This window comes from Streptococcus sp. HCA-5024 (assembly GCF_037890265.1).
In the GTDB taxonomy this organism is placed as follows: Bacteria; Bacillota; Bacilli; order Lactobacillales; family Streptococcaceae; genus Streptococcus; species Streptococcus lingualis.
Genome location: NZ_JBBKBR010000006.1, coordinates 69,954 through 91,205 on the forward strand (window position 1 = coordinate 69,954; position 21,252 = coordinate 91,205).

Consider the following 21,252-nt stretch of genomic DNA (forward strand, 5'->3'; position numbering starts at 1 on the left):
CGATAAAAGGACAAGCATTAAGCAAAAATATAAAAGGTTTTTCCTGTTTTTTTAGATTGTTAATTTTACTAATTTATGGTAAAATGTAAAAGAATTTTTAATTCAACTAATTAAATAGATTTGGGGTAAAAGCATGAATTTTGTTATTACAGGTGTTTTTGCCGCGGTCATTGGTTTAGTCATTGGATATGTGGGAACTGCTCTTAAAATGAAAGCTTCAAAAGAAGCTGCGGAACTCACCCTTTTGAATGCTGAACAAGAAGCAACGAATTTACGTGGACAGGCTGAACGCGAAGCCGATTTGATTTTAAAAGAGGCGAAGCATGAGTCAAGTTCACTTAAAAAAGAAGCACTTTTGGAGGCAAAGGAAGAAGCCAGAAAATATCGTGAAGAGGTCGATGCTGAGTTTAAGTCAGAACGACAAGAATTGAAGCAATTAGAAAGCCGTTTGGCAGAACGTGCTAGCAATCTTGATCGCAAAGACGACATTTTAACAAGCAAAGAACAGTCTCTTGAACACAAAGAGCAAAGTCTTACAGATAGAACTAAACACATTGATACGCGTGAACAACAGCTGGAAGAGCTTGAACACAAGAAAGTAGAAGAACTGGAACGTGTCGCTGCTCTAAGTCAAGGAGAAGCGCGTGACATTATTTTGAGTCAGACGGAAGAGCAACTTTCAAAAGAAATTGCCTCACGGATTCGTGATGCTGAATTGGAAGTGAAAGAACGTTCTGATAAAATCGCAAAAGACATTCTCGTCCAAGCCATGCAACGGATGGCGGGTGATTTTGTTGCTGAGCAAACAAATTCAACCGTTCATTTGCCGGACGATAGTATGAAGGGTCGGATTATCGGTCGTGAAGGTCGCAATATTCGTACCTTTGAGAGTTTGACAGGTGTCGATGTGATTATTGATGATACGCCTGAAGTGGTGACCTTGTCAGGGTTTGATCCGATTCGTCGTGAAATCGCCCGTATGACAATGGAGAGCCTTCTCAAAGATGGTCGGATCCATCCAGCCCGTATCGAAGAGCTGGTTGAGAAGAACCGTCAGGAAATTGACAACCGGATTCGTGAATACGGTGAAGCGGCTGCCTATGAAATTGGTGCGCCAAACCTCCATCCAGATTTGATGAAAATCATGGGACGGTTGCAATTCCGTACTTCTTATGGTCAAAACGTTTTGCGTCACTCCATTGAAGTTGCCAAACTTTCTGGTATTATTGCTAGCGAGTTGGGTGAAAATGCTACCTTGGCACGACGTGCAGGATTCTTACATGATATCGGTAAAGCGATTGACCGTGAAGTGGAAGGAAGTCACGTCGAGATTGGAACTGAATTGGCACGGAAGTACAAGGAACACCCAGTGGTGGTCAATACCATTGCCAGTCACCATGGTGACGTGGAACCAGAAAGTGTCATCGCAGTCATTGTCGCTGCAGCGGATGCCTTGAGTGCAGCTCGACCTGGAGCACGAAGTGAGTCACTTGAAAGCTACATCAAACGCTTGCAAGATCTTGAAGAAATTGCAAATAGTTTTGAAGGAGTTAAGACAAGTTTCGCCCTTCAAGCGGGTCGTGAAATCCGTATTATGGTTAGCCCTGAGGCAATCAAGGATGATAAAGTGACGATCTTAGCTCATGATATTCGTGAGAAGATCGAGTCCAATCTTGAATATCCTGGAAACATTAAGGTTACCGTTATTCGAGAATTGCGTGCAGTCGATTACGCAAAATAAACAAAAAGCTTGAGATCTAGCATCTCAAGCTTTTTGAATGAAAAAATCAGTTGAAAATTAGGCCGATTTTTGTTACACTAGATAGAAAGACATTGAAGGAGAAATCATGGCGGATCGTGGCTTATTAATCGTATTTTCTGGCCCTTCGGGGGTTGGAAAAGGAACGGTCAGACGAGAAATTTTTGAAAACTCGGACAATCAGTTTCAGTATTCTGTATCGATGACGACGCGTGCACAACGTCCAGGTGAAGTGGATGGTGTCGACTATTTTTTCCGTACACGTGAAGAATTTGAAGATTTGATCCGTCAAGGGCAAATGTTGGAGTACGCTGAGTACGTTGGAAATTACTATGGGACTCCTTTAACCTATGTGAATGAAACCTTGGACAAGGGAATCGATGTATTTCTTGAAATTGAAGTTCAGGGTGCCCTTCAAGTAAAGAAGAAAGTTCCAGATGCAGTTTTTATTTTCTTAACTCCGCCTGATTTGGATGAATTGCAAGATCGATTAGTGGGTCGCGGGACAGATAGTGCAGAAGTTATTGCGCAACGGATTGAAAAAGCAAAAGAAGAAATCGCCATGATGCGTGAATATGACTACGCCATTGTGAACGACGAGGTTCCTCTTGCTGCTGAGCGTGTCAAACGTGTGATCGAAGCAGAGCATTTCCGTGTAGACCGTGTCATTGGCCATTATCTGGATATGTTACCAAAAACACAAACTATTGTGAAGAGATAAATAATTAGAAATTAGGTATAGGAATATGATGTTAAAACCTTCTATTGATACATTGCTTGACAAAGTACCATCCAAATATTCATTGGTCATTCTTGAGGCAAAACGGGCCCACGAATTGGAAAGTGGTGCAGTACCCACTCAAGAATTCCAATCAGTTAAATCAACATTACAAGCGCTTGAAGAAATTGAGTCCGGAAACGTAGTTGTTCACCCGGATCCAGAAGCAAAACGTGAAGCGCTTCGTCGTCGGATTGAAGCAGAGCGGATTCGCAAAGAAGAAGAAGAGCGCAAAATTAAGGAACAAATTGCCAAAGAAAAAGAAGATGGTGAAAAAATTTAAGGTTGGGGCTTCTCAATCTTATTTTTTGCTATTTAAAGGGTTCCGTGATAAAGTAAAGCTCATATGATAGAGGCTGGAGGTGAAAAAGTGATAGCAAAAGTCATCGTAGATGTCCCATTGATGCAGACAGATAAACCCTATTCTTATCAGATCCCATCAGAATTTGAGGATATGGTGGAGGCAGGTATGCGAGTTCATGTCCCCTTTGGTAAAGGGAATCGCCTCATTCAAGGGATTGTGGTAGATGTTTTAGAAGAGGCAGACACAAGCGAGGAATTAAAAGCGATTGTGGAGGTCTTGGATTACACTCCGGTCTTAAATCAAGAGCAGTTTTGGTTGGCGGATCAATTACGAAAAAGTGTTTTTTCTTATAAGATCACGATTTTAAAAACCATGCTTCCTTCTCTCCTCAATTCGAGTTATGATAAGATTTTGTATCCTCAACCTTCTTTAGATCCCACTCTCAAAATAAAACTTTTTGGTGCAAAAAATGAAGTTTCTTTTTCTTCTCTAGATGCAGCCGATCAAGCCCAAGTGATGCGGTTGGTCAGAAAAGGAGATTTGGTACTTGAATACAAGGCCAAGGATAAGAAACAAATTAAAACAGAAAAATGGTATCGCGTTAACCAGGAAAGATTAAAAGAACTTCAACTATCAGCGAGAGCTAAAAAAAGGCTAGCATTGAAAGAGCGCCTGTTACTAGAGCAAGGGGAGCAACTCTTAGCAGGATTGTATCAGGATTTTTCACGAGAAGTAGTGGCTTATTTTATTGATCAGGGTGTTTTAGAAATAACAGAACGAGAAGTGAATAGGGCGGCTGCATATTATGAAGGCAAAGAACAGACCCAGGCTCTGCTTTTAAATTCAGAGCAAGCAAAAGCTGTAGAAAGAGTAGTTTTTCAAATTGGGAAAACATCAAAGCCTTTTTTATTAGAAGGTGTGACTGGAAGTGGGAAAACAGAAGTTTATCTGCAGATTATTCAGGAAGTTCTAAATAAGGGGAAAACGGCTATTATGTTGGTTCCTGAGATTTCCCTGACGCCACAGATGACGGATCGTTTTATCTCTCGTTTTGGTCAGGAAGTAGCCATTCTGCACTCGGGCTTATCAAATGGTGAGAAGTATGATCAATGGCGAAAAGTTGAACGTGGGGAGGCCAAGGTAGTCGTTGGAGCGCGCTCAGCCATCTTTGCTCCTTTAAAAAACATCGGAGCTATCATCATTGATGAGGAGCACGAGGCTTCCTACAAACAAGATAGTAATCCACGCTACCACGCAAGGGAAGTCGCAGTCTTAAGAGCTCAGTACAATCAAGCAGTTTTGCTTCTTGGATCTGCTACACCAAGTTTAGAATCGCGGGCTCGTGCAACAAAAGGGGTTTATGAATTAATTCGTCTGACCCAACGGGCCAATCCGGCAGCCAAAATTCCAGAAGTTAAAGTCGTTGATTTTCGTGATTATATTGGCCAAAATGAAGCTGGTAACTTCACTCCGGTTCTAGTGGAAGCTATTGCTGATCGCTTGCAGAAAAAAGAGCAGGTTGTCTTGATGTTGAACCGCCGTGGTTATTCCAGTTTTGTCATGTGTCGCGAGTGTGGAACTGTAGATACTTGTCCCAATTGTGACATCTCTTTGACCCTCCACATGGATACTAAAACCATGAACTGTCATTATTGTGGCTATAGTAAAGCGATTCCTCGACACTGTCCAAATTGCCAAAGTCCTTCCATTCGTTATTACGGGACAGGAACACAAAAAGCTTATGATGAATTACAAGAGATCTTTCCTGAAGCTAAAATTCTGCGCATGGATGTGGATACCACTCGAAAAAAGGGGAGCCACGCAGCGATATTAGATGCTTTTGGGAATGGAGAAGCGGATATTTTGTTAGGGACGCAAATGATTGCGAAGGGATTGGATTTTCCAAATGTGACGTTAGTGGGTGTCTTGAATGCGGATACTTCTTTAAATTTACCGGATTATCGATCCTCTGAGAGAACCTTTCAACTCTTGACTCAGGTGGCAGGAAGGGCCGGACGAGCAGAGAAAGAAGGAGAGGTTATCATTCAAAGCTACAACCCCAATCATTATGCGATTCGATTTGCCAAAGACCAAGATTATGAAGGTTTTTTTGCCTATGAAATGCAGATTCGCCGGCAGTTAGGCTATACGCCTTATTACTTCACAGTTGGGCTAACCCTATCTCATAAGAGTGAGGAAATGGTGAAGGAGAAGTCACATCAGGTCATGGAAATTCTCCGATCTGGCTTATCTGATCAGGTCCAAATCTTAGGACCAACACCTAAACCAATTGCACGCACACATAATTTGTATCATTATCAAATCATTGTGAAATATCGTTTCGAAGAAGGCATGACTCAGGTCTTGAATCAAATCTTAGAATTTACACAAGAAAGAGGCAACCAAGATCTACGTGTCAGTATTGATAATGAACCTCAAAGTTTTATGTAAGGAAGAAAGAAATGACAAAATTAATTTTTATGGGGACGCCTGATTTTTCAGCGACGGTTTTAAAGGGATTGTTAGCAGATTCGCGCTATGAAATTTTGGCAGTTGTGACTCAACCAGACCGCAAAGTAGGTCGCAAAAAAGAGATTCGAATGACCCCGGTGAAGCAGGTAGCTTTGGAACATCAACTACCGGTTCTTCAGCCGGAGAAATTATCGGGTAGTCCAGAAATGGAAACTCTCTTATCACTAGATGCAGATGGAATTGTGACCGCTGCTTTTGGACAATTTTTACCGACAAAATTGTTGGAGAACTTTCAGTTTGCGGTGAATGTCCACGCGTCTTTATTACCTAAATATAGAGGTGGAGCTCCCATTCACTATGCCCTGATCAATGGTGACGAAGAAGCTGGGGTTACAATTATGGAAATGGTCAAGGAAATGGATGCTGGAGACATGATTGCAGCTCGTTCTCTCCCAATTTTAGATGAGGACAATGTGGGAACTTTGTTTGAAAAATTGGCAGTCCTTGGACGTGACTTACTCCTAGATACTTTGCCAGCTTACCTGGCAGGGGAGATCAAGCCAAGTCCACAAGATCCAAGTTTGGTCACATTTTCACCGAATATTTTACCGGAAGAAGAGGTTTTGGACTGGACCAAAACCAATCGCCAAGTCTTTAATCAGATCCGGGGGATGAATCCTTGGCCGGTCGCTCATACGTTATTAAATGGGCAACGCTTTAAAGTTTATGAAGCAGAGCTATGCGAAGGAAATGGAAATCCTGGAGAAGTGATTGCTTTGACCAAAAAAGAGTTGCTGGTCGCTGCAGGAGAAGGCGCATTGTCCCTCAAAGTTGTGCAGCCGGCAGGAAAACCAAAAATGTCCATCACAGACTTTTTGAATGGCGCTGGCCGTCAATTGAAAGTAGGAGATCACTTTGGAAATTAAACAAATGAATGCGCGTGAACAGATCGTTCGAGTGTTAGAAGAGGTTTTTGAACAGGGAGCTTATTCTAATATTGCCCTAAATCAAGCGCTAGAACACTCTCAACTTTCAGATAAAGATAGAAGCTTTGTTACGGAAGTTGTATACGGTACTGTAGCACGGAAGATAACACTCGAGTGGTATCTCGCCCACGTAATTGAAGACCGGACGAAATTAGATCCTTGGCTCTATTATCTTTTGATGATGAGTTTGTATCAACTTGTCTATTTAGACCGAATTCCTGATCATGCCATCGTCAATGAAGCTGTCCGGATAGCAAAACGTCGTAAAGAAGGCAGTGAGAAGTTTGTCAATGCTATTCTTAGAAAGCTAATCCGCGAAGGACTACCAGCTATTGATACAATCAAGCGAAAGAATAAACGTTATTCGGTAGAGTATTCCCTACCTGTATGGTTGGTCAAAGTATTGATCGAAGAATACGGTGAAGAACGTGCTTGTGCTATTTTTAAGAGTCTTTATCAGCGTAATAAATCCAGTATTCGTGTGATTGATCTGGACGAAAAAGAAGAGTTGGCTCAGCTGTTCGAAGCAACCTCCTCTCTACTTGCTCCGTCCGCTCTCGTGAAAGAGCAGGGACATTTTGCGGCGCATTCCTTGTTTAAAGAGGGGCGCATTACTATTCAAGACGAGTCCAGTCAATTGGTGGCACCAGCTTTGGATTTGCAAGGAGATGAGTGGGTTTTAGATGCCTGTGCTGCGCCAGGTGGAAAAACGACTCACCTGGCTTCTTATCTCACAACTGGGAAAGTCACAGCCTTGGATCTCTATGACCATAAGCTCAAATTGATTCAAGAAAATGCTAATCGGCTCCATGTTGCGGACAAAATTTTGACAAAGAAGTTAGATGCGACAAAAGTCTTTGAAACATTTGGACCTGATGCTTTCGATAAAATTTTGGTGGATGCGCCTTGTTCAGGGATTGGTTTGATACGGAGAAAGCCTGATATCAAGTACAATAAAGAGAGTGCAGATTTTGTATCTTTACAAGCTATTCAATTGGCCATTCTGGATAGTGTTTGTCAAAGTGTGCGTAAAGGTGGTATAATAGTGTACAGTACGTGTACAATTATGGGTAAAGAGAATTTTGAAGTGGTGGACCAATTTTTGAAAAACCATCCAAATTTCGAACAAGTCCCATTGGATCACGAAAGAAAAGATATTCTTAAAAATGATTGTATCCTTATTACACCCGAATTATATGGAAGCGACGGCTTCTTTATCAGTCGTTTTAAGAGAATCTCATAATATCAGGAGGAAACTGACAGTATGGATATGACGATCTTAACCGATGTAGGTCAAAGACGGACAAATAACCAAGACTATGCAAATCAATATACAAACAAGGCAGGAAAATCTATGGTTTTCCTTGCTGATGGTATGGGAGGACACCGTGCCGGAAATATTGCTAGTGAAATGGCAGTCACAGACCTAGGTGCGGCTTGGGTTTCTTCTGAGATCGAGACGGTTAATCAAGTACGGGAATGGTTTGCAGAACATTTAGAAGCTGTGAACCGTCGGATCCATTTAGCTGGGCAAGATGATGAGCACAAAGGAATGGGAACGACACTGGAAGCTTTGGCTTTTGTAGAAGGACAAGTGATTTATGCCCACGTTGGGGATTCACGGATTGGCCTCATTCGTCAGGGCAAATACCAGCAGTTGACTAGTGACCATTCTCTTGTAAATGCTCTTTTACGAGCAGGTCAAATTACAGAGGAAGAAGCAGCCCATCATCCTCAACGTAACATTATCACTCAGTCCATTGGCCAAAAAGATGAGTTGGAGCCGGATTATGGTTTGGTGACGGTTGAAGCAGATGATTATATTTTGATCAATAGTGACGGTTTAACTAATATGATTGGCCCGGATGAAATCAGAGATATTGTCTTGAGTGATGTTTCACTGGAAGAAAAAGCTCAAACCTTGATTCGTTTTGCCAATAATGCTGGAGGCTTGGATAATATCACTGTTGTACTGCTCCACTTTACTGAGGAGGACGCAGCATGATTCAAATCGGCAAAATTTTTGCCGGGCGATATAAAATCATCCAACAAATTGGACGCGGCGGGATGGCAGATGTTTATCTTGCGCGTGATTTGATTTTAGATGGGGAAGAAGTTGCAGTCAAGGTACTGCGTACGAATTACCAGACGGATCCCATTGCGGTTGCGCGTTTTCAGCGTGAAGCAAAGGCGATGGCAGAGCTGGACCATCCAAATATCGTTCGGATTACAGACATTGGCGAAGAAGAAGGACAACAATACCTTGCAATGGAATATGTTGCAGGTTTAGACTTGAAACGCTATATCAAAGAAAATGCTCCTTTATCAAATGAAGAAGCTGTTCGTTTGATGGGGCAGATCCTTCTAGCTATGCGTCTTGCCCATACGCGTGGCATTATCCATAGAGATTTAAAACCACAGAATGTTCTCTTGACACCAGATGGAACAGCAAAAGTTTCAGACTTTGGGATTGCAGTGGCCTTCGCAGAGACTAGTTTGACTCAGACCAACTCGATGTTGGGGTCGGTTCATTATTTGTCCCCTGAGCAGGCGCGCGGTTCAAAAGCTACGGTGCAAAGTGACATCTACGCGATGGGGATCATTTTCTATGAGATGTTGACAGGACACATTCCTTATGATGGAGATAGTGCAGTTACAATCGCTTTGCAGCATTTTCAAAAGCCACTCCCATCTATTCGGGAAGAGAATAAGAATGTTCCACAAGCTTTAGAAAATGTGGTGATCAAAGCGACAGCTAAAAAACTGACGGATCGCTATAAATCAGTGGCAGAGATGTATGTGGACCTTTCAAGTTGCTTGTCCTACGAGAGAAGAAATGAGAAAAAACTGATTTTTGAAGATCAATCGAAAGCTGATACAAAGACTCTTCCAAAAGTGAGTCCAACTCCAAAGACGGCTCCTGTTCCAATCTCTGAGGTACGCAGTGAAATCAGTTCGGTAGATCCTAATCGACCATTATCTGACCAGCAGACAATGGCACCAAGTAAAAAGCCAAGAAGACGCTTGCGGGCGCGCTACAAGGTATTGTTTGTTGCCATTGCACTAGTTCTTGCAGCCTTTACTTTCTTGTTGTATATGAGCCCAGCCAATAAAACAGTTCCAGATGTTTCCGGCAAAACCATTGCCGAAGCTAGAGCGGTTATTGAGGGACAAGACCTTCAAGTCGGTGAAGAGAAAGAAGAGTACAGTGATTCGGTTGCAGAAGGCTATGTCATTCGGACCAATCCAAATGCAGGTGCTCAAAAGAAAGAACAAAGTCGCATTGATTTGATTGTTTCAAAAGGTCCAAATAGTTTTGAAATGCCAAACTATGTAGGAGAAACACGAGCTAAAGCAGAGGAAGATCTGAAAAATACTTATAAAGTATCAAGCAAAATGATCACGATTGAAGAAGTTGAGACCTTCGATTATGCTGCAGGGACAGTTCTTGAACAAACCCCAGCTCCAGGAGAGCAATATTCTCTGAATTCAAAAACCAAGATTGTTTTGAAAGTAGCGAAAGAAACGACTTCAATTGAAATGCCAAACTATGTTGGATCAACTTATGATTTTGCTAGAAGTAATTTGATTGAGATCTATGGTATTAAAGAAGCCAATATCGAATTAAGAAAAACGGAACATCTCCCTGATGGGGTAGTTGTTTCTGCCGGTCAAATTGTCAGTCAAACTCCAGAAGTTTCGAGTACGGTGGATATTAACCGAACACGAATTGTTTTGACTGTATATGAGCCTAAAGTGACGGCTTCTTCAAGTACGAAAGCCTCATCAAGTTCAGATGCATCTAGTTCATCCTCTGCTGAACGATCAGATACAGAAAGCTCCAGCAGTAGTGCAACTGGTGGAGATTAATAAATCAGTCTAAGACTCAGATGAATTTCTGAGTCTTTTTGTATTTTTTTGTTGCTATGTCGTGATTTTTTTATTTCCCTGTAGAGGGAAAAACTTTGAGGTCGCTTCAAGAAACTATTTTTCTACAGATGAATAGATTATGTGAATCCCTTAACAAACAAGGGGTTTCAAGTCCGGTAAAATAAAATAGTCAATTAAACATAAGGTAATTTGAAGTTGAAAATAGATTGAATATCAAATTATTTGCCTTTGTTTTAGCCCACATGCTATAATCTGCGTGAAAGGAGATCAAAGAGTAAAAATGTCGTTCAGACCTGCTTTGATAGGAAATTGGTAAACGAATAGATTTTTTTCTACTAGTTGAATAGGCCTTGACAACTGGTGGAGATAAATGTCGTGAACTAAGAAACAGGGAGGTAGAATGACTTTTGAAATATGTGCACATAGTTGATGTATCTTTCGCCTATACTTTCCCAATGGAGATTATTTAAATGGACAGAAAATATAGAGTGGTTAGTCGAGCAATCTTAGCAACAGCTATGATTGTCCCGGCATTTATAGCAACAAAAGTAGCTGCAGAAAATAGAGGATGGAATACCTCCCCTTATCGTTCAAACTATTATAACTATGGTTACAATAATTGGAACGGTTATAATGGCTATAATTCATGGACCTATAGTTATGGCTATGGATATCCAAATTGGAACTATTATTATGGCTATAACTATGGTTATCCTAGCTGGAATAATTATTATGGCTATAATGGTTGGAACTATGGTTATTCCTTGGAAAATGATGTAAACTACATTTATTGGAATGGCAATCATTATTATCGGATGAGTGATGGGACTTACCGGATCTACCGCAATGGTGAGTGGAAGCCTTTAACTAATCGGAATAACTCTACTAATAACCTTGCCAATGACCCTCATTATGTATATGAAAATGGCTACCATTATTATGTATTAGATAATGGGGATTATTACTACTATAAAAATGGTAAATGGGTATTTGTGAAGAATTCGACGGAAAATCCTGATACTCCAGAACCAACTCCAACACCGACTCCGGAACCAACTCCAACACCCGACGAGCCAGATCCAAGCGATAAACCCGATCAACCAGTCAACCCATCAGAACCATCTACACCAGAAGATCACGGGAACTTGATCTTCCCAGAAAATCCTCCATTTGTAGGAGCAGATGGAGAGTTTGATCCTTTCGCACCAACCCCAGAAAATCCAAGTGAACCAAAACCAGAAGAACCGGTGCAACCTGAAGTGCCTGGAAATGATGGTTTGGTATCAACAGATCAACCTAGTGAAAACCAAATTCCTCCATACGTTGAGACACCAGCAGAAGGATTAGAACATCTTCCATGGGCTCCAAATGGACGAGCACCAAAGATAGTCTATCCTCCTGGCAAACCTGGATCAGCAGCTTTGCGTCGAGATAAGAACTACTACTTTGACGGGTCGACTCACTATTACTACGTTCCTTCTGATACGGAAGCAACTGGTTACTCTGCTTATTGGAAATGGAATGGAGATAAATGGAAACTTTATGGAATGACAGATCCGAAAGATCCTGAAATCGATCCAAAATTCCACGAAGATGCCAAAGATGATGAATATGCCTATAGCGATCGAGACTCAAGCGTGAAGCTCTACTCTACAAACCTTGTAGAAACAGCTAAAGCAGGTCAAGCTCTTCCATTTAAGAATGTGGATGAATTTAAGGACTATGTCATTAAGAAAATGAATCCTAAATTTATTGACAATGCTGGCTGGGATGCCAAAGTAGAATGGGAAATCGAGGACCCAGAACTCTTTGAGCAATCTAAAGAAAACCCATGGGCTAAAGACTATGTTTTAATCGCTAACTTGAAGAGTGGAGTAGATGACAAGAACTACAAAGATGTTGAGTTTGGCTATGTGAAATTCGTTTATCGTGTAGAAGCAACAGACAATACAAACTATATCGAGTTAGATAAAGCGAAAGAAGCATTTGCTAAGATTAACGAATTGCGAAAAGCACAAGGCTTAAAAGAATTGACTTGGTCAGATGATGTCTACAACTCACGTGCCTTACCAAAAGCCCATACTATTTCACGTCAGTACGATAGCACAGGTTTTGTAGCTCGCCGTGAAGACAATGCAACAACAGTCGCAACGAAATGGTATAACAGTGGATTGAGAGAATTAATGCTCGATCCAAATGCCACAGAAGGTGCGGTAGCAGCAGTCATCAATGGCGACGGTAACTATTACTGGGCATTCATGTATAAATAATGCCTCTAGACAACCGTTATCGGAAAGAACTTATTTAATAACAATTCATTCCGATACTAAGGACACCCAAAGGATTTCTATCTTTTGGGTGTTTTTTTGCTCTTCGTATTATCCAACCACAGACGGAAGTCAAATGAGGAAAAATTTGATAAAATAGGAAAAGATGAGGTAGACTATGTGGAAAATACAAATTTTTATTTTCGTTGAAGCCGTTTTGTTAACATTAGCAGCGATCACCATTTTATCAATCGATTTTTCCAGATTTGTTGTCTTGATGGTTCTCTTTTTGCTCCTTTTGTATTACTATTTTGGCAAACAAAAAGCGAATTTTCTATTAATCGCACTGAGTGTGCTCTTGTTTTTTATCGTGATGCTGAATCCTTTTGTGATTGCAGCCATTTTATTTGCGGTGGTTTATGGTTTATTGATCGCCTACCCTTATATGTATAAGGAAAATGAAGCAGTTGTGTTTGATGTTGAAGAGGATACGAAAATTCGTCAGGAAAAAACTCGATGGATTGGTGATTTACAACATTTTTCAAAGCAAAGTCGAGGGTATCGAGATCTGAATGTGATCCGAGTTTTTGGGAATGACACCCTCCATTTAGAGGAGGTAGCCATTTGCAATTGGGACAATGTAGTGATCATTCGGAAAGGGTTTGGAAATACAAAAATTATCTTACCGATTGATTTGGAATTGCATTTACAAATTAACACCCTGTATGGAGATCTGAAGTTTTTGGAACTTCCTGTCCGTAAAATGAGAAATGAAACCATAGACATTGAAACGGCACATTATCGGAGATCGCACCGTTCTATAAAAATTGTGTTAGTTGATATTGTTGGGGATGTTGAGGTGATTCGCGCATGAAGAAATTAGACTATCTCCTATTGTATTTCTATTCCCTAATGGTGGTTGCGGTCATTTGTCATACCATTTTCCATTTTGTTGGTTTTCAGTGGGGCAAACTTCTTTCAGATCTTTCCTTGCTTCAATCATTCCTATTTTTGGTTTTTAGTCTGACGCTTGCATTGACGGCTTTGGTTGTCTTAATTATTAAAATCACGCAATTTGTAACGGTTCATGCAGTACAACAAAAGGTAGAATCTATCCTGACTGCTTCACAGCGAAAAGAAATTGCCCCCAAAGAATTGAATCGACAGTTAGATTTATTGGACAGCAAATTGCTTCGACTAGAAGAAAATTTACAAAAAAGTGAAAATCGTGTGATGCGAAATGAGGAAGAAATTGTGGAAATCGAGCGTAAGAGAATTGCGCGTGATCTACATGACACGGTTAGTCAAGAATTGTTTGCAGCCAATATGATTTTATCTGGAGTGGCAGCACAGGCCCTTGAGTTAGAGAAAAGTCAGATCCAGCAGCAACTCAATGGTGTGTCAGATATTCTAGGTACAGCCCAAAATGATTTACGCGTCTTGCTCCTACATCTTCGTCCTACAGAATTGGAAGGAAAAAGTTTGGTAGAAGGTATGGAGATGATTTTTAGAGAATTGAAGGAAAAGAGTAACCTAACAGTTGTCTTCCATCATAATGACGTGAGCATTCCAAAAGAAATGGAAGAACATCTATTTCGGATCGTCCAAGAAATTGTCAGCAATACCTTGAAACACGCTAGAGCTCAACAAATGGATGTCTTTTTGCATCAGGAAGGAAAACAACTTCATTTACGGATGGTAGATGATGGAATCGGCTTTGAGCAGGAAAAATTGGAACGATTGAGTTATGGGTTGAAAAATATTCAAGAACGTGTAGAGGACATGGCGGGAACCATTAAAATAAGAACGAGTCCTCAAAAGGGAGTGGCTGTGGATATTCGCGTTCCCCTCCTTGTAAAAGAGAAAAATGAAAAGGAAACTGTATGAAAGTATTATTAGTAGACGACCATGAAATGGTTCGATTGGGATTGAAAAGCTTTTTGTCCATGCAAACCGATATTGAGCAAGTCTTAGAGGCGAAAAATGGGCATGAAGGGGTGGACTTGGCGCTGAAAGAAAGACCAGACGTCATCATCATGGATATTGTGATGCCAGAGCTAAATGGAATCGATGCGACTCTAGCCATCCTAAAAGAGTGGCCGGAAGCTAAAATTGTCATTTTGACGTCTTATTTAGATAACGAAAAGATTTACCCTGTCTTAGATGCCGGTGCAAAAGGGTATATTTTAAAGACCTCGTCAGCAACTGAGATCTTACAGGCTGTCAGAAAGGTTGCAAAGGGAGAATTTGCAATTGAGACAGAAGTTAGTCAAAAAGTTGAGTCACGAAAGAACCATGCTGAATTGCATGATGATTTGACAGCTAGAGAACGAGATATTCTGGCTTTATTGACGAAAGGATATGAAAATCAACGAATAGCAGATGAACTCTTCATTTCTTTAAAAACAGTGAAGACCCATGTCTCCAACATCTTATCCAAATTAGAAGTCAGTGATCGGACGCAAGCAGTAGTCTATGCCTTTCGACACCATCTGGTGAATCAAGAAGATTTTTAAAAGGAAACATGCTATAATAGAGCATGATCATAAGGGGGAGACAAGTGGACGCAAAATTACGTTATAAAGCCAAAAAAGTTAAAATCGTCTTTTTTGATATTGATGATACATTACGTGCAAAAGAAACTGGATTGATCCCAGAATCTGTCAAAGAAGTCTTTCATCAATTGAAAGAAAAAGGAATCCGAACAGGGATTGCAACCGGTAGAGGGATTTTTGGGGTTGTTCCTGAAATCATGGACTTAAAGCCTGATTTTCTAGTAACCTTAAACGGCGCCTATATAGAAGATACAAAAGGAACTGTGATCTACCAATCACCAATCAATGAAGCAATCGTTTCTTCTTTTGTGGATTGGGCCAAAGAATCCGAGATTGATTATGGGTTAGTGGCTAGTCATCAAGCTGCCCTGTCCAATCGGACACCCTTGATCAGTGATGCTATTGACATCATTTATCCCAACTTACCTGTAGATCCAGATCTGCATTTGAAAGAACCTATTTTCCAAATGTGGACCTTTGATGAACAGGATAGTGAGCTAGAGTTGCCCCCTTCTTTGCAAGAGAACTTGCGCCTAGTTTCGTGGCATCCCCATTCGTCAGATGTTGTTCGCTTTGAAGCTTCAAAAGCTTCAGGAGTTTCTCATCTTGTCAAACATTTGGGCTTGAAGCCAGAGAATGTTTTAGTATTTGGGGATGGATTAAATGATCTAGAACTATTTGATTATGCTGGAATTAGTATCGCAATGGGAAAATCTGCTCCAGAGTTACAAGAAAAAGCTGATTATATCACTAAGAATTTAGAAGAAGATGGCATATTCTATGCCTTAGAGGAGTTAAATATGGTTGAAAAAGAATTGACGTTACCACAGTTGGAACTTGGTGTGGTTGAAGGTCCTATAGCTGTGATCAAAACCAATCACGGTGAGATGAAAATTCAATTGTTCCCAGATCAAGCGCCAAAAACAGTTGCAAATTTTGTGGCTCTTGCTAAGTCTGGCTATTATGATGGTGTCATTTTCCATCGGATTATTAAAGATTTCATGATCCAAGGGGGAGATCCTACTGGTACAGGTATGGGTGGTGAATCCATCTATGGTGAGAGCTTCGAAGACGAATTTTCAAAAGAACTGTACAATATTCGCGGAGCCCTTTCGATGGCAAATGCTGGACCAAACACAAATGGTAGCCAATTCTTTATTGTACAAAATCAACATCTCCTATATTCGAAAAAGGAATTGGTCCGCGGTGGCTGGCCTGAAAAAATCGCAGAAATCTATACGACAGAAGGGGGAACTCCTCACTTAGATCAACGTCATACAGTATTTGGTCAATTGATGGATGAATCTTCTTTTGCCGTATTGGATGAGATCGCGGCTGTTGAAACAGGTATGATGGATAAGCCGGTAGAAGATGTCGTGATTGAAACCGTCGAAATAGAGGACTAATATGAAAATTGGAGATAAGTTAGAAGGGACCATTACGGGCATTCAACCTTATGGTGCCTTTGTCGAACTAGAGTCGGGTGTCACGGGCTTGATTCATATCTCAGAGATTAGAAGTGGTTATGTAAGTAATATTCATGATATTCTTTCAATTGGAGAAAAAGTCTTTGTCCAAGTCATCGATGTTGATGAATATTCTAAGAAAGCCAGCCTCTCTCTGAGAACACTAGAAGAAACACCACAACGAAGCATTCGACACCATCGTTTTTCAAATGACCGCCACAAGAGTGGTTTTGCGCCCTTAGCTCAACAGATGCCGACCTGGGTCAAAGAAGGAAAGGTATTCTTTAGCAAACAAGAAAAAAAATAAAAACTTCGATAGGTTGATGAAACCTACCGAAGTTTTTTTAATATAGAGAATTATTCAAATTCGTAAAGGGTAGTAGAAAGGTAACGTTCTCCATTATCTGGTGCAAGAGCAAGAACTTTTTTACCGCTACCCAATTCTTTTGCGACTTCAATAGCGGCATAGATAGCAGCTGCGCTTGAGATTCCGACTAAGAATCCTTCAGCTCCACCGATAGCGCGTGCAAGTTCGAAAGCTTCTTCTGAAGATACGCGACGAACACCATCATATGCATTAGTGTCTAAAGTATTTGGGATAAAGCCTGCTGAAATCCCTTGGATTTTATGTGGTCCAGGTTTTTCACCAGAAAGGACTGCAGATTCATTGGCCTCAACGGCATAGACTTTGACAGCAGGATTATTCTTTTTCAAAGTATGAGAAATACCAGAAACAGTACCACCAGTACCAACACCTGCGACAAAAGCATCTAAACCATCTTTTCCAAAGGCATCAACGATTTCTTGTCCTGTTGTTCTTTCATGTACCTCTGGGTTAGCAGGGTTTTCAAATTGAAGAGGAAGGAAGCCATTTCTTTCTGCAGCGATTGCTTCAGCTTTAGCGATAGCGCCTTTCATTCCTTCACTTCCAGGAGTCAAAACGAGTTCAGCTCCATAGGCTTGAATGATTTTACGACGTTCCACACTCATGGTTTCAGGCATGACAATCACAACTTTGTAGCCTTTAGCTGCGCCAACCCATGACAAGCCAATTCCTGTGTTCCCACTAGTTGCTTCGACAATGGTATCACCTGGTTTGATCAAGCCATCCGCTTCAGCTTTTTCAATCATGCTCAAAGCAATCCGGTCTTTAACAGATGATCCAGGATTGAAAGCTTCGAGTTTGACATAGACGTCTGCAGCTCCTTCAGGAACAAGACGGTTCAATTTGACAATCGGAGTGTTCCCAATTAATTCTGTAATATTTTCATAAATAGCCATAATATACCTCAGTTCTAGGTTTTCTTGATACTAACAAGTATAGTCCCTTGCAGGAAGAATGTAAAATATAGATATTTTATGGGTGTGATAAAAAAAAACTATCGTTGCCGATAGTTTTTTGATTATTTTTCTACAGAAAGTCGGGGTACTTCAACCTCACGAATTCCGTGATCTTCAATAATGACTTTGCCATTGTAAAATTCGACTAAAGCTGCTGTGATAGAACTTGTGTTTTCTTTATCTACAAAAATAGTTGTCATCACCTGATCTGTAAACATCGGATCTTGTTCCGCCAATTGATGGTCTTTTAAGAAATTAGCAAATTCTTGGTATTGGGAATAAGAAAGTGTGATCCCAAGTACCACTTGCTCTTTGATTTCTACCAGTCCAATCTCTCGAACTGCTTGTGCAACATTTCCAGCATAAGCACGAATCAGACCGCCAGCACCTAATTTAATACCTCCAAAATAGCGGGTAACCACGACACAACTATTAGTGATGCGATGATTCTCCAAAACTCCTAACATCGGTACCCCAGCGGTTCCACTAGGCTCTCCATCGTCACTGGTCCGTTTGATGTCACTTTGTTCCCCAATGATGAAAGCAGAGCAGTTATGTGTAGCCTTATAGTGTTCCTTTTTGATGGCATTGATAAAATCTCTAGCTTCCTCTTCAGAGGAGACTCGCTTGACATGACAAATGAATTTTGATTTTTTGATTTCTTCTTGAACAGTGCCGTTCTCTTTAAATGTAACATATTCCATATTCTTATTTTACAAAAAAAGAATGATTTTCTCCAACTTTTGCGAATTAATAAGTATGAAGATAGAAGATTCTTATGGAAGACTCTTAACAGAGAGTCAAATGACAAATGATCTAAAAGAAATTGCCCAAGAACTTCCAGCTATAGAAAAAGAGAATGGAAGGTACCATTGCTTTCGATGTGGCAGTTTGATTGATCAGAAACTTTGGAAGTTGAGTGAGGAGGTGCTGTATTGTAGAGCCTGTATCCAATTGGGAAGGATCCGGAGTGATCAAAAACTTTATACTATTGCACAGCGAGACTTTGAAGGTCAAGAGGTGCTAAACTGGAAAGGGACCTTGACTTCCTATCAACAAGAGGTATCTGAAGGACTTATCCAAGCAGTTAAAGCAGGGAAACATGCCCTGGTACATGCTGTGACAGGAGCTGGGAAAACGGAAATGATGTATCAGGTTGTAGCAACAGCGATCAAGGCAGGAAAAGCAGTCTGTATTGCTACCCCAAGAATCGATGTCTGTATCGAACTGTACGGAAGGATGAAGGAAGATTTTTCCTGCCCCATCTCTTTACTTCATGGAGAATCGGAACCCTATTTTAGAACACCTTTGGTGATCGCTACAACCCATCAATTGCTAAAGTTTTATCAGGCCTTTGATCTCCTTATTATAGATGAAGTAGATGCGTTTCCCTATGTGGACAATCCAATCTTATATAAAGCAGCTCAGAATGCAATAAAAAAAGAGGGAAATACCCTATATTTAACAGCAACCTCTACAGATGAGTTAGATAAAAAGGTCAAGAAAAAAGAAATCATTCGTTATAGTCTTCCAAGAAGATTTCATGGGAACCCACTAGTGGTCCCTGAAATAAAATGGGTGCCGAAAATTAGAGAAAAAATAGAAAAAGGAAGAATCCCTTACGAACTATTGCAACTGATCAAGAAACAAAGACAGACTCACTACCCATTGTTAATCTTTGTATCTGAAATAGAATTAGGACAACAATTCACTGAGAACTTAAAAAAATACTTTCCCAAAGAAACAGTAGGTTTTGTATCCTCACAGACAACAGACCGCCTACGAATGGTAGAAGAGTTTAGAAACAAAGCCATAACCATGCTAGTCTCGACAACAATTTTAGAAAGAGGAGTGACTTTTCCATTTGTAGATGTCTTTGTTTTAGAAAGTAATCACAAATTATTTACTAAAAGTGCCCTCGTACAAATTTCAGGAAGGGTCGGTCGAAGTAAAGAAAGACCAACAGGTGAACTACTTTTTCTATCAGATGGTATAACACGAGAAATGAAAAAAGCGATTAAAGAAATAAAGGAAATGAATCAGGAGGCTGGATTTTGAAAGAATGTCTGCTTTGTACTAAAGAGTTGAAAACTGGTGAACATTTCATAGATCTTATAATTATGAATCAACAAGAAGAATGGATTTGTAAAGAATGCAAAGAAGACTTCGAACAAATTGGCGAAATCCATTGTCCTAGATGTTATAAAGATAAGGAGGAGAAAGTATGTAAAGATTGCGAATACTGGATACAAAAGGGGAATATGGTAGAACATGAAGCATTATATAGATATAATGCAGCAATGAAGGACTATTTCAAGCGATATAAATTTGAAGGAGATCGTTTATTAGGAATGATATTTGCATGTGACATCAAAAAAGCCTTGAAAAAGTATAAAAGCTATACGATAATACCGACTCCAATCAGCCATGAAAAAAAGCAGGAAAGAGGATTCAATCAAGTATCGACTATATTAGATTTTGCAGAAATAAAGTACAGCAGTCTCTTCCAAAAAGAAGACAGCTTAGCCCAATCAAAAAAAACAAGAGAAGAAAGATTAAAAACCTCTCAACACTTTCAATTAAAAGAAGAGGTTTCAAAAAAGCAGAAATATCTTATCTTTGATGATATCTACACAACGGGCAAAACAATCGAATTAATGAAGCGTCTACTAATTGAAAAAGGTGTGAAAGAAATAAAGACATTTTCAATCGCAAGGTAAAAAAAGATTTGCAAAAACTTTATGAAAGCGTTATAATATACATATAAATAAAAACATAATGTTTAGAAAGTAGGTACTAATATGATTAAATATAGTATCCGTGGTGAAAACCTAGAAGTAACAGAAGCCATTCGCGACTATGTCGTTTCTAAACTCGAAAAGATTGAAAAATATTTTCAGGCAGATCAAGAGCTAGACGCTCGAGTAAACTTAAAAGTTTACCGTGAAAAGACCGCAAAAGTAGAAGTAACCATTCCGCTTGGATCTATCACACTTCGTGCAGAAGATGTCTCTCAAGATATGTACGGTTCAATTGATCTAGTTGTAGATAAAATTGAACGTCAAATTCGTAAAAATAAAACAAAAATCGAAAAGAAAAATCGTGTTAAATCTGGTGCAGGTAAATTGTTTACCGATGCAGTTGTAGAAGAAGCAACAACCACAGAAAAAGTTGTTCGCTCAAAAACAATTGATCTAGAACCAATGGATTTAGATGAAGCGATCCTTCAAATGGATCTATTAGCACACGATTTCTTCATTTATCGTGATGCAGAGGATAACACAACAAATGTGATCTACCGTAGAGAAGATGGAGACATTGGTCTATTGGAAGTAAAAGAATAGAGATCAAAAAAAGAGATTGAAAACATCAAATAAATTATAGAAGAATCAGGAGCATCTGTGCTCCTGATTTTTTATATAACTAAAAAACA

The 21,252-nt window shown here is 40.0% G+C and carries 19 protein-coding genes; 17 read left to right on the plus strand and 2 right to left on the minus strand.

The features are described 5' to 3' along the window. Positions 1-133: 133 nt before the first annotated feature. The 14 genes from WKT08_RS08780 (at position 134) to WKT08_RS08845 (ending at position 16,785) form a co-directional block, all read left to right on the plus strand. Positions 134-1,741: a ribonuclease Y gene (locus WKT08_RS08780; RefSeq protein ID WP_003010343.1), complete on the plus strand. Its 1,608-nt coding sequence runs from the start codon at positions 134-136 to the stop codon at positions 1,739-1,741. A 106-nt stretch (positions 1,742-1,847) separates the two neighbouring features. Continuing rightward, positions 1,848-2,480: a guanylate kinase gene (gmk, locus tag WKT08_RS08785; protein WP_003003905.1), complete on the plus strand. Its 633-nt coding sequence runs from the start codon at positions 1,848-1,850 to the stop codon at positions 2,478-2,480. A 25-nt stretch (positions 2,481-2,505) separates the two neighbouring features. Continuing rightward, positions 2,506-2,820: a DNA-directed RNA polymerase subunit omega gene (gene rpoZ, locus WKT08_RS08790; RefSeq protein WP_003010339.1), complete on the plus strand. Its 315-nt coding sequence runs from the start codon at positions 2,506-2,508 to the stop codon at positions 2,818-2,820. A 63-nt stretch (positions 2,821-2,883) separates the two neighbouring features. After that, positions 2,884-5,292: a primosomal protein N' gene (locus tag WKT08_RS08795; protein ID WP_134974511.1), complete on the plus strand. Its 2,409-nt coding sequence runs from the start codon at positions 2,884-2,886 to the stop codon at positions 5,290-5,292. 11 nt (positions 5,293-5,303) lie between these two features. After that, positions 5,304-6,239: a methionyl-tRNA formyltransferase gene (gene fmt / locus WKT08_RS08800; protein ID WP_070448998.1), complete on the plus strand. Its 936-nt coding sequence runs from the start codon at positions 5,304-5,306 to the stop codon at positions 6,237-6,239. Next, on the plus strand, positions 6,229-7,542 hold the full coding sequence (rsmB, locus tag WKT08_RS08805; protein ID WP_340281460.1) for a 16S rRNA (cytosine(967)-C(5))-methyltransferase RsmB: 1,314 nt from the start codon (positions 6,229-6,231) through the stop codon (positions 7,540-7,542). Before fmt ends, rsmB begins: the two co-directional genes overlap by 11 nt. A 21-nt stretch (positions 7,543-7,563) precedes the next feature. Then, on the plus strand, positions 7,564-8,304 hold the full coding sequence (locus WKT08_RS08810; protein ID WP_340281462.1) for a Stp1/IreP family PP2C-type Ser/Thr phosphatase: 741 nt from the start codon (positions 7,564-7,566) through the stop codon (positions 8,302-8,304). Then, positions 8,301-10,169 carry a Stk1 family PASTA domain-containing Ser/Thr kinase gene (pknB, locus tag WKT08_RS08815; RefSeq protein ID WP_287299931.1) on the plus strand — a complete coding sequence of 623 codons (1,869 nt, stop codon included), beginning with the start codon at positions 8,301-8,303 and terminating at the stop codon, positions 10,167-10,169. The genes WKT08_RS08810 and pknB overlap by 4 nt, the downstream gene beginning before the upstream one ends. Positions 10,170-10,660: 491 nt before the next feature. After that, positions 10,661-12,460: a CAP domain-containing protein gene (locus tag WKT08_RS08820; RefSeq protein WP_340281466.1), complete on the plus strand. Its 1,800-nt coding sequence runs from the start codon at positions 10,661-10,663 to the stop codon at positions 12,458-12,460. Positions 12,461-12,635: 175 nt separating this feature from the next. Beyond that, the gene (gene liaF, locus WKT08_RS08825) at positions 12,636-13,331 is read left to right on the plus strand and encodes a cell wall-active antibiotics response protein LiaF (RefSeq protein ID WP_340281469.1); all 696 of its coding nucleotides are present in this window, start codon (positions 12,636-12,638) and stop codon (positions 13,329-13,331) included. Then, complete coding sequence (locus WKT08_RS08830; protein WP_340281471.1) at positions 13,328-14,344, plus strand: sensor histidine kinase; 1,017 nt, start codon at positions 13,328-13,330, stop codon at positions 14,342-14,344. The genes liaF and WKT08_RS08830 overlap by 4 nt, the downstream gene beginning before the upstream one ends. After that, positions 14,341-14,973: a response regulator transcription factor gene (locus WKT08_RS08835; protein WP_049507122.1), complete on the plus strand. Its 633-nt coding sequence runs from the start codon at positions 14,341-14,343 to the stop codon at positions 14,971-14,973. Before WKT08_RS08830 ends, WKT08_RS08835 begins: the two co-directional genes overlap by 4 nt. Before the next feature lie 44 nt (positions 14,974-15,017). After that, positions 15,018-16,418 (plus strand): bifunctional Cof-type HAD-IIB family hydrolase/peptidylprolyl isomerase, encoded by a 1,401-nt coding sequence (locus WKT08_RS08840; RefSeq protein ID WP_340281475.1) that lies wholly within the window; start codon positions 15,018-15,020, stop codon positions 16,416-16,418. Position 16,419: 1 nt separating this feature from the next. Continuing rightward, on the plus strand, positions 16,420-16,785 hold the full coding sequence (locus WKT08_RS08845; protein WP_023920312.1) for a S1 RNA-binding domain-containing protein: 366 nt from the start codon (positions 16,420-16,422) through the stop codon (positions 16,783-16,785). Positions 16,786-16,835: 50 nt separating this feature from the next. Here WKT08_RS08845 and cysK read toward each other — a convergent pair whose 3' ends face one another. Together cysK and WKT08_RS08855 are read right to left on the minus strand one after the other, a co-directional pair. Beyond that, positions 16,836-17,759 carry a cysteine synthase A gene (cysK, locus tag WKT08_RS08850; protein ID WP_003004014.1) on the minus strand — a complete coding sequence of 308 codons (924 nt, stop codon included), beginning with the start codon at positions 17,757-17,759 and terminating at the stop codon, positions 16,836-16,838. Positions 17,760-17,881: 122 nt separating this feature from the next. After that, positions 17,882-18,523: a YigZ family protein gene (locus WKT08_RS08855; protein WP_340281480.1), complete on the minus strand. Its 642-nt coding sequence runs from the start codon at positions 18,521-18,523 to the stop codon at positions 17,882-17,884. A gap of 55 nt (positions 18,524-18,578) precedes the next feature. Here WKT08_RS08855 and WKT08_RS08860 point away from each other — a divergent pair, with 55 nt between their 5' ends. The 3 genes from WKT08_RS08860 (at position 18,579) to hpf (ending at position 21,163) form a co-directional block, all read left to right on the plus strand. After that, complete coding sequence (locus tag WKT08_RS08860) at positions 18,579-19,877, plus strand: DEAD/DEAH box helicase (RefSeq protein ID WP_340281482.1); 1,299 nt, start codon at positions 18,579-18,581, stop codon at positions 19,875-19,877. Then, entirely contained in the window at positions 19,874-20,539 is a 666-nt protein-coding gene (locus tag WKT08_RS08865) for a ComF family protein (protein WP_340281485.1), read from the plus strand. Before WKT08_RS08860 ends, WKT08_RS08865 begins: the two co-directional genes overlap by 4 nt. Positions 20,540-20,620: 81 nt before the next feature. Further along, positions 20,621-21,163 (plus strand): ribosome hibernation-promoting factor, HPF/YfiA family, encoded by a 543-nt coding sequence (gene hpf / locus WKT08_RS08870; RefSeq protein WP_223346182.1) that lies wholly within the window; start codon positions 20,621-20,623, stop codon positions 21,161-21,163. The last annotated feature ends 89 nt before the right edge of the window (positions 21,164-21,252 follow it).

Excerpts from the sequence above, each read along its gene's own strand:
- WKT08_RS08780 (WP_003010343.1), top strand. The coding sequence starts at position 134 with ATGAATTTTGTTATTACAGGTGTTTTTGCCGCGGTCATTGGTTTAGTC.
- gmk (WP_003003905.1), top strand. The coding sequence starts at position 1,848 with ATGGCGGATCGTGGCTTATTAATCGTATTTTCTGGCCCTTCGGGGGTT.
- rpoZ (WP_003010339.1), top strand. The coding sequence starts at position 2,506 with ATGATGTTAAAACCTTCTATTGATACATTGCTTGACAAAGTACCATCC.
- WKT08_RS08795 (WP_134974511.1), top strand. The coding sequence starts at position 2,884 with ATGATAGAGGCTGGAGGTGAAAAAGTGATAGCAAAAGTCATCGTAGAT.
- fmt (WP_070448998.1), top strand. The coding sequence starts at position 5,304 with ATGACAAAATTAATTTTTATGGGGACGCCTGATTTTTCAGCGACGGTT.
- WKT08_RS08810 (WP_340281462.1), top strand. The coding sequence starts at position 7,564 with ATGGATATGACGATCTTAACCGATGTAGGTCAAAGACGGACAAATAAC.
- pknB (WP_287299931.1), top strand. The coding sequence starts at position 8,301 with ATGATTCAAATCGGCAAAATTTTTGCCGGGCGATATAAAATCATCCAA.
- WKT08_RS08820 (WP_340281466.1), top strand. The coding sequence starts at position 10,661 with ATGGACAGAAAATATAGAGTGGTTAGTCGAGCAATCTTAGCAACAGCT.
- liaF (WP_340281469.1), top strand. The coding sequence starts at position 12,636 with ATGTGGAAAATACAAATTTTTATTTTCGTTGAAGCCGTTTTGTTAACA.
- WKT08_RS08830 (WP_340281471.1), top strand. The coding sequence starts at position 13,328 with ATGAAGAAATTAGACTATCTCCTATTGTATTTCTATTCCCTAATGGTG.
- WKT08_RS08835 (WP_049507122.1), top strand. The coding sequence starts at position 14,341 with ATGAAAGTATTATTAGTAGACGACCATGAAATGGTTCGATTGGGATTG.
- WKT08_RS08845 (WP_023920312.1), top strand. The coding sequence starts at position 16,420 with ATGAAAATTGGAGATAAGTTAGAAGGGACCATTACGGGCATTCAACCT.
- cysK (WP_003004014.1), bottom strand. The coding sequence starts at position 17,759 with ATGGCTATTTATGAAAATATTACAGAATTAATTGGGAACACTCCGATT.
- WKT08_RS08855 (WP_340281480.1), bottom strand. The coding sequence starts at position 18,523 with ATGGAATATGTTACATTTAAAGAGAACGGCACTGTTCAAGAAGAAATC.
- WKT08_RS08860 (WP_340281482.1), top strand. The coding sequence starts at position 18,579 with ATGAAGATAGAAGATTCTTATGGAAGACTCTTAACAGAGAGTCAAATG.
- hpf (WP_223346182.1), top strand. The coding sequence starts at position 20,621 with ATGATTAAATATAGTATCCGTGGTGAAAACCTAGAAGTAACAGAAGCC.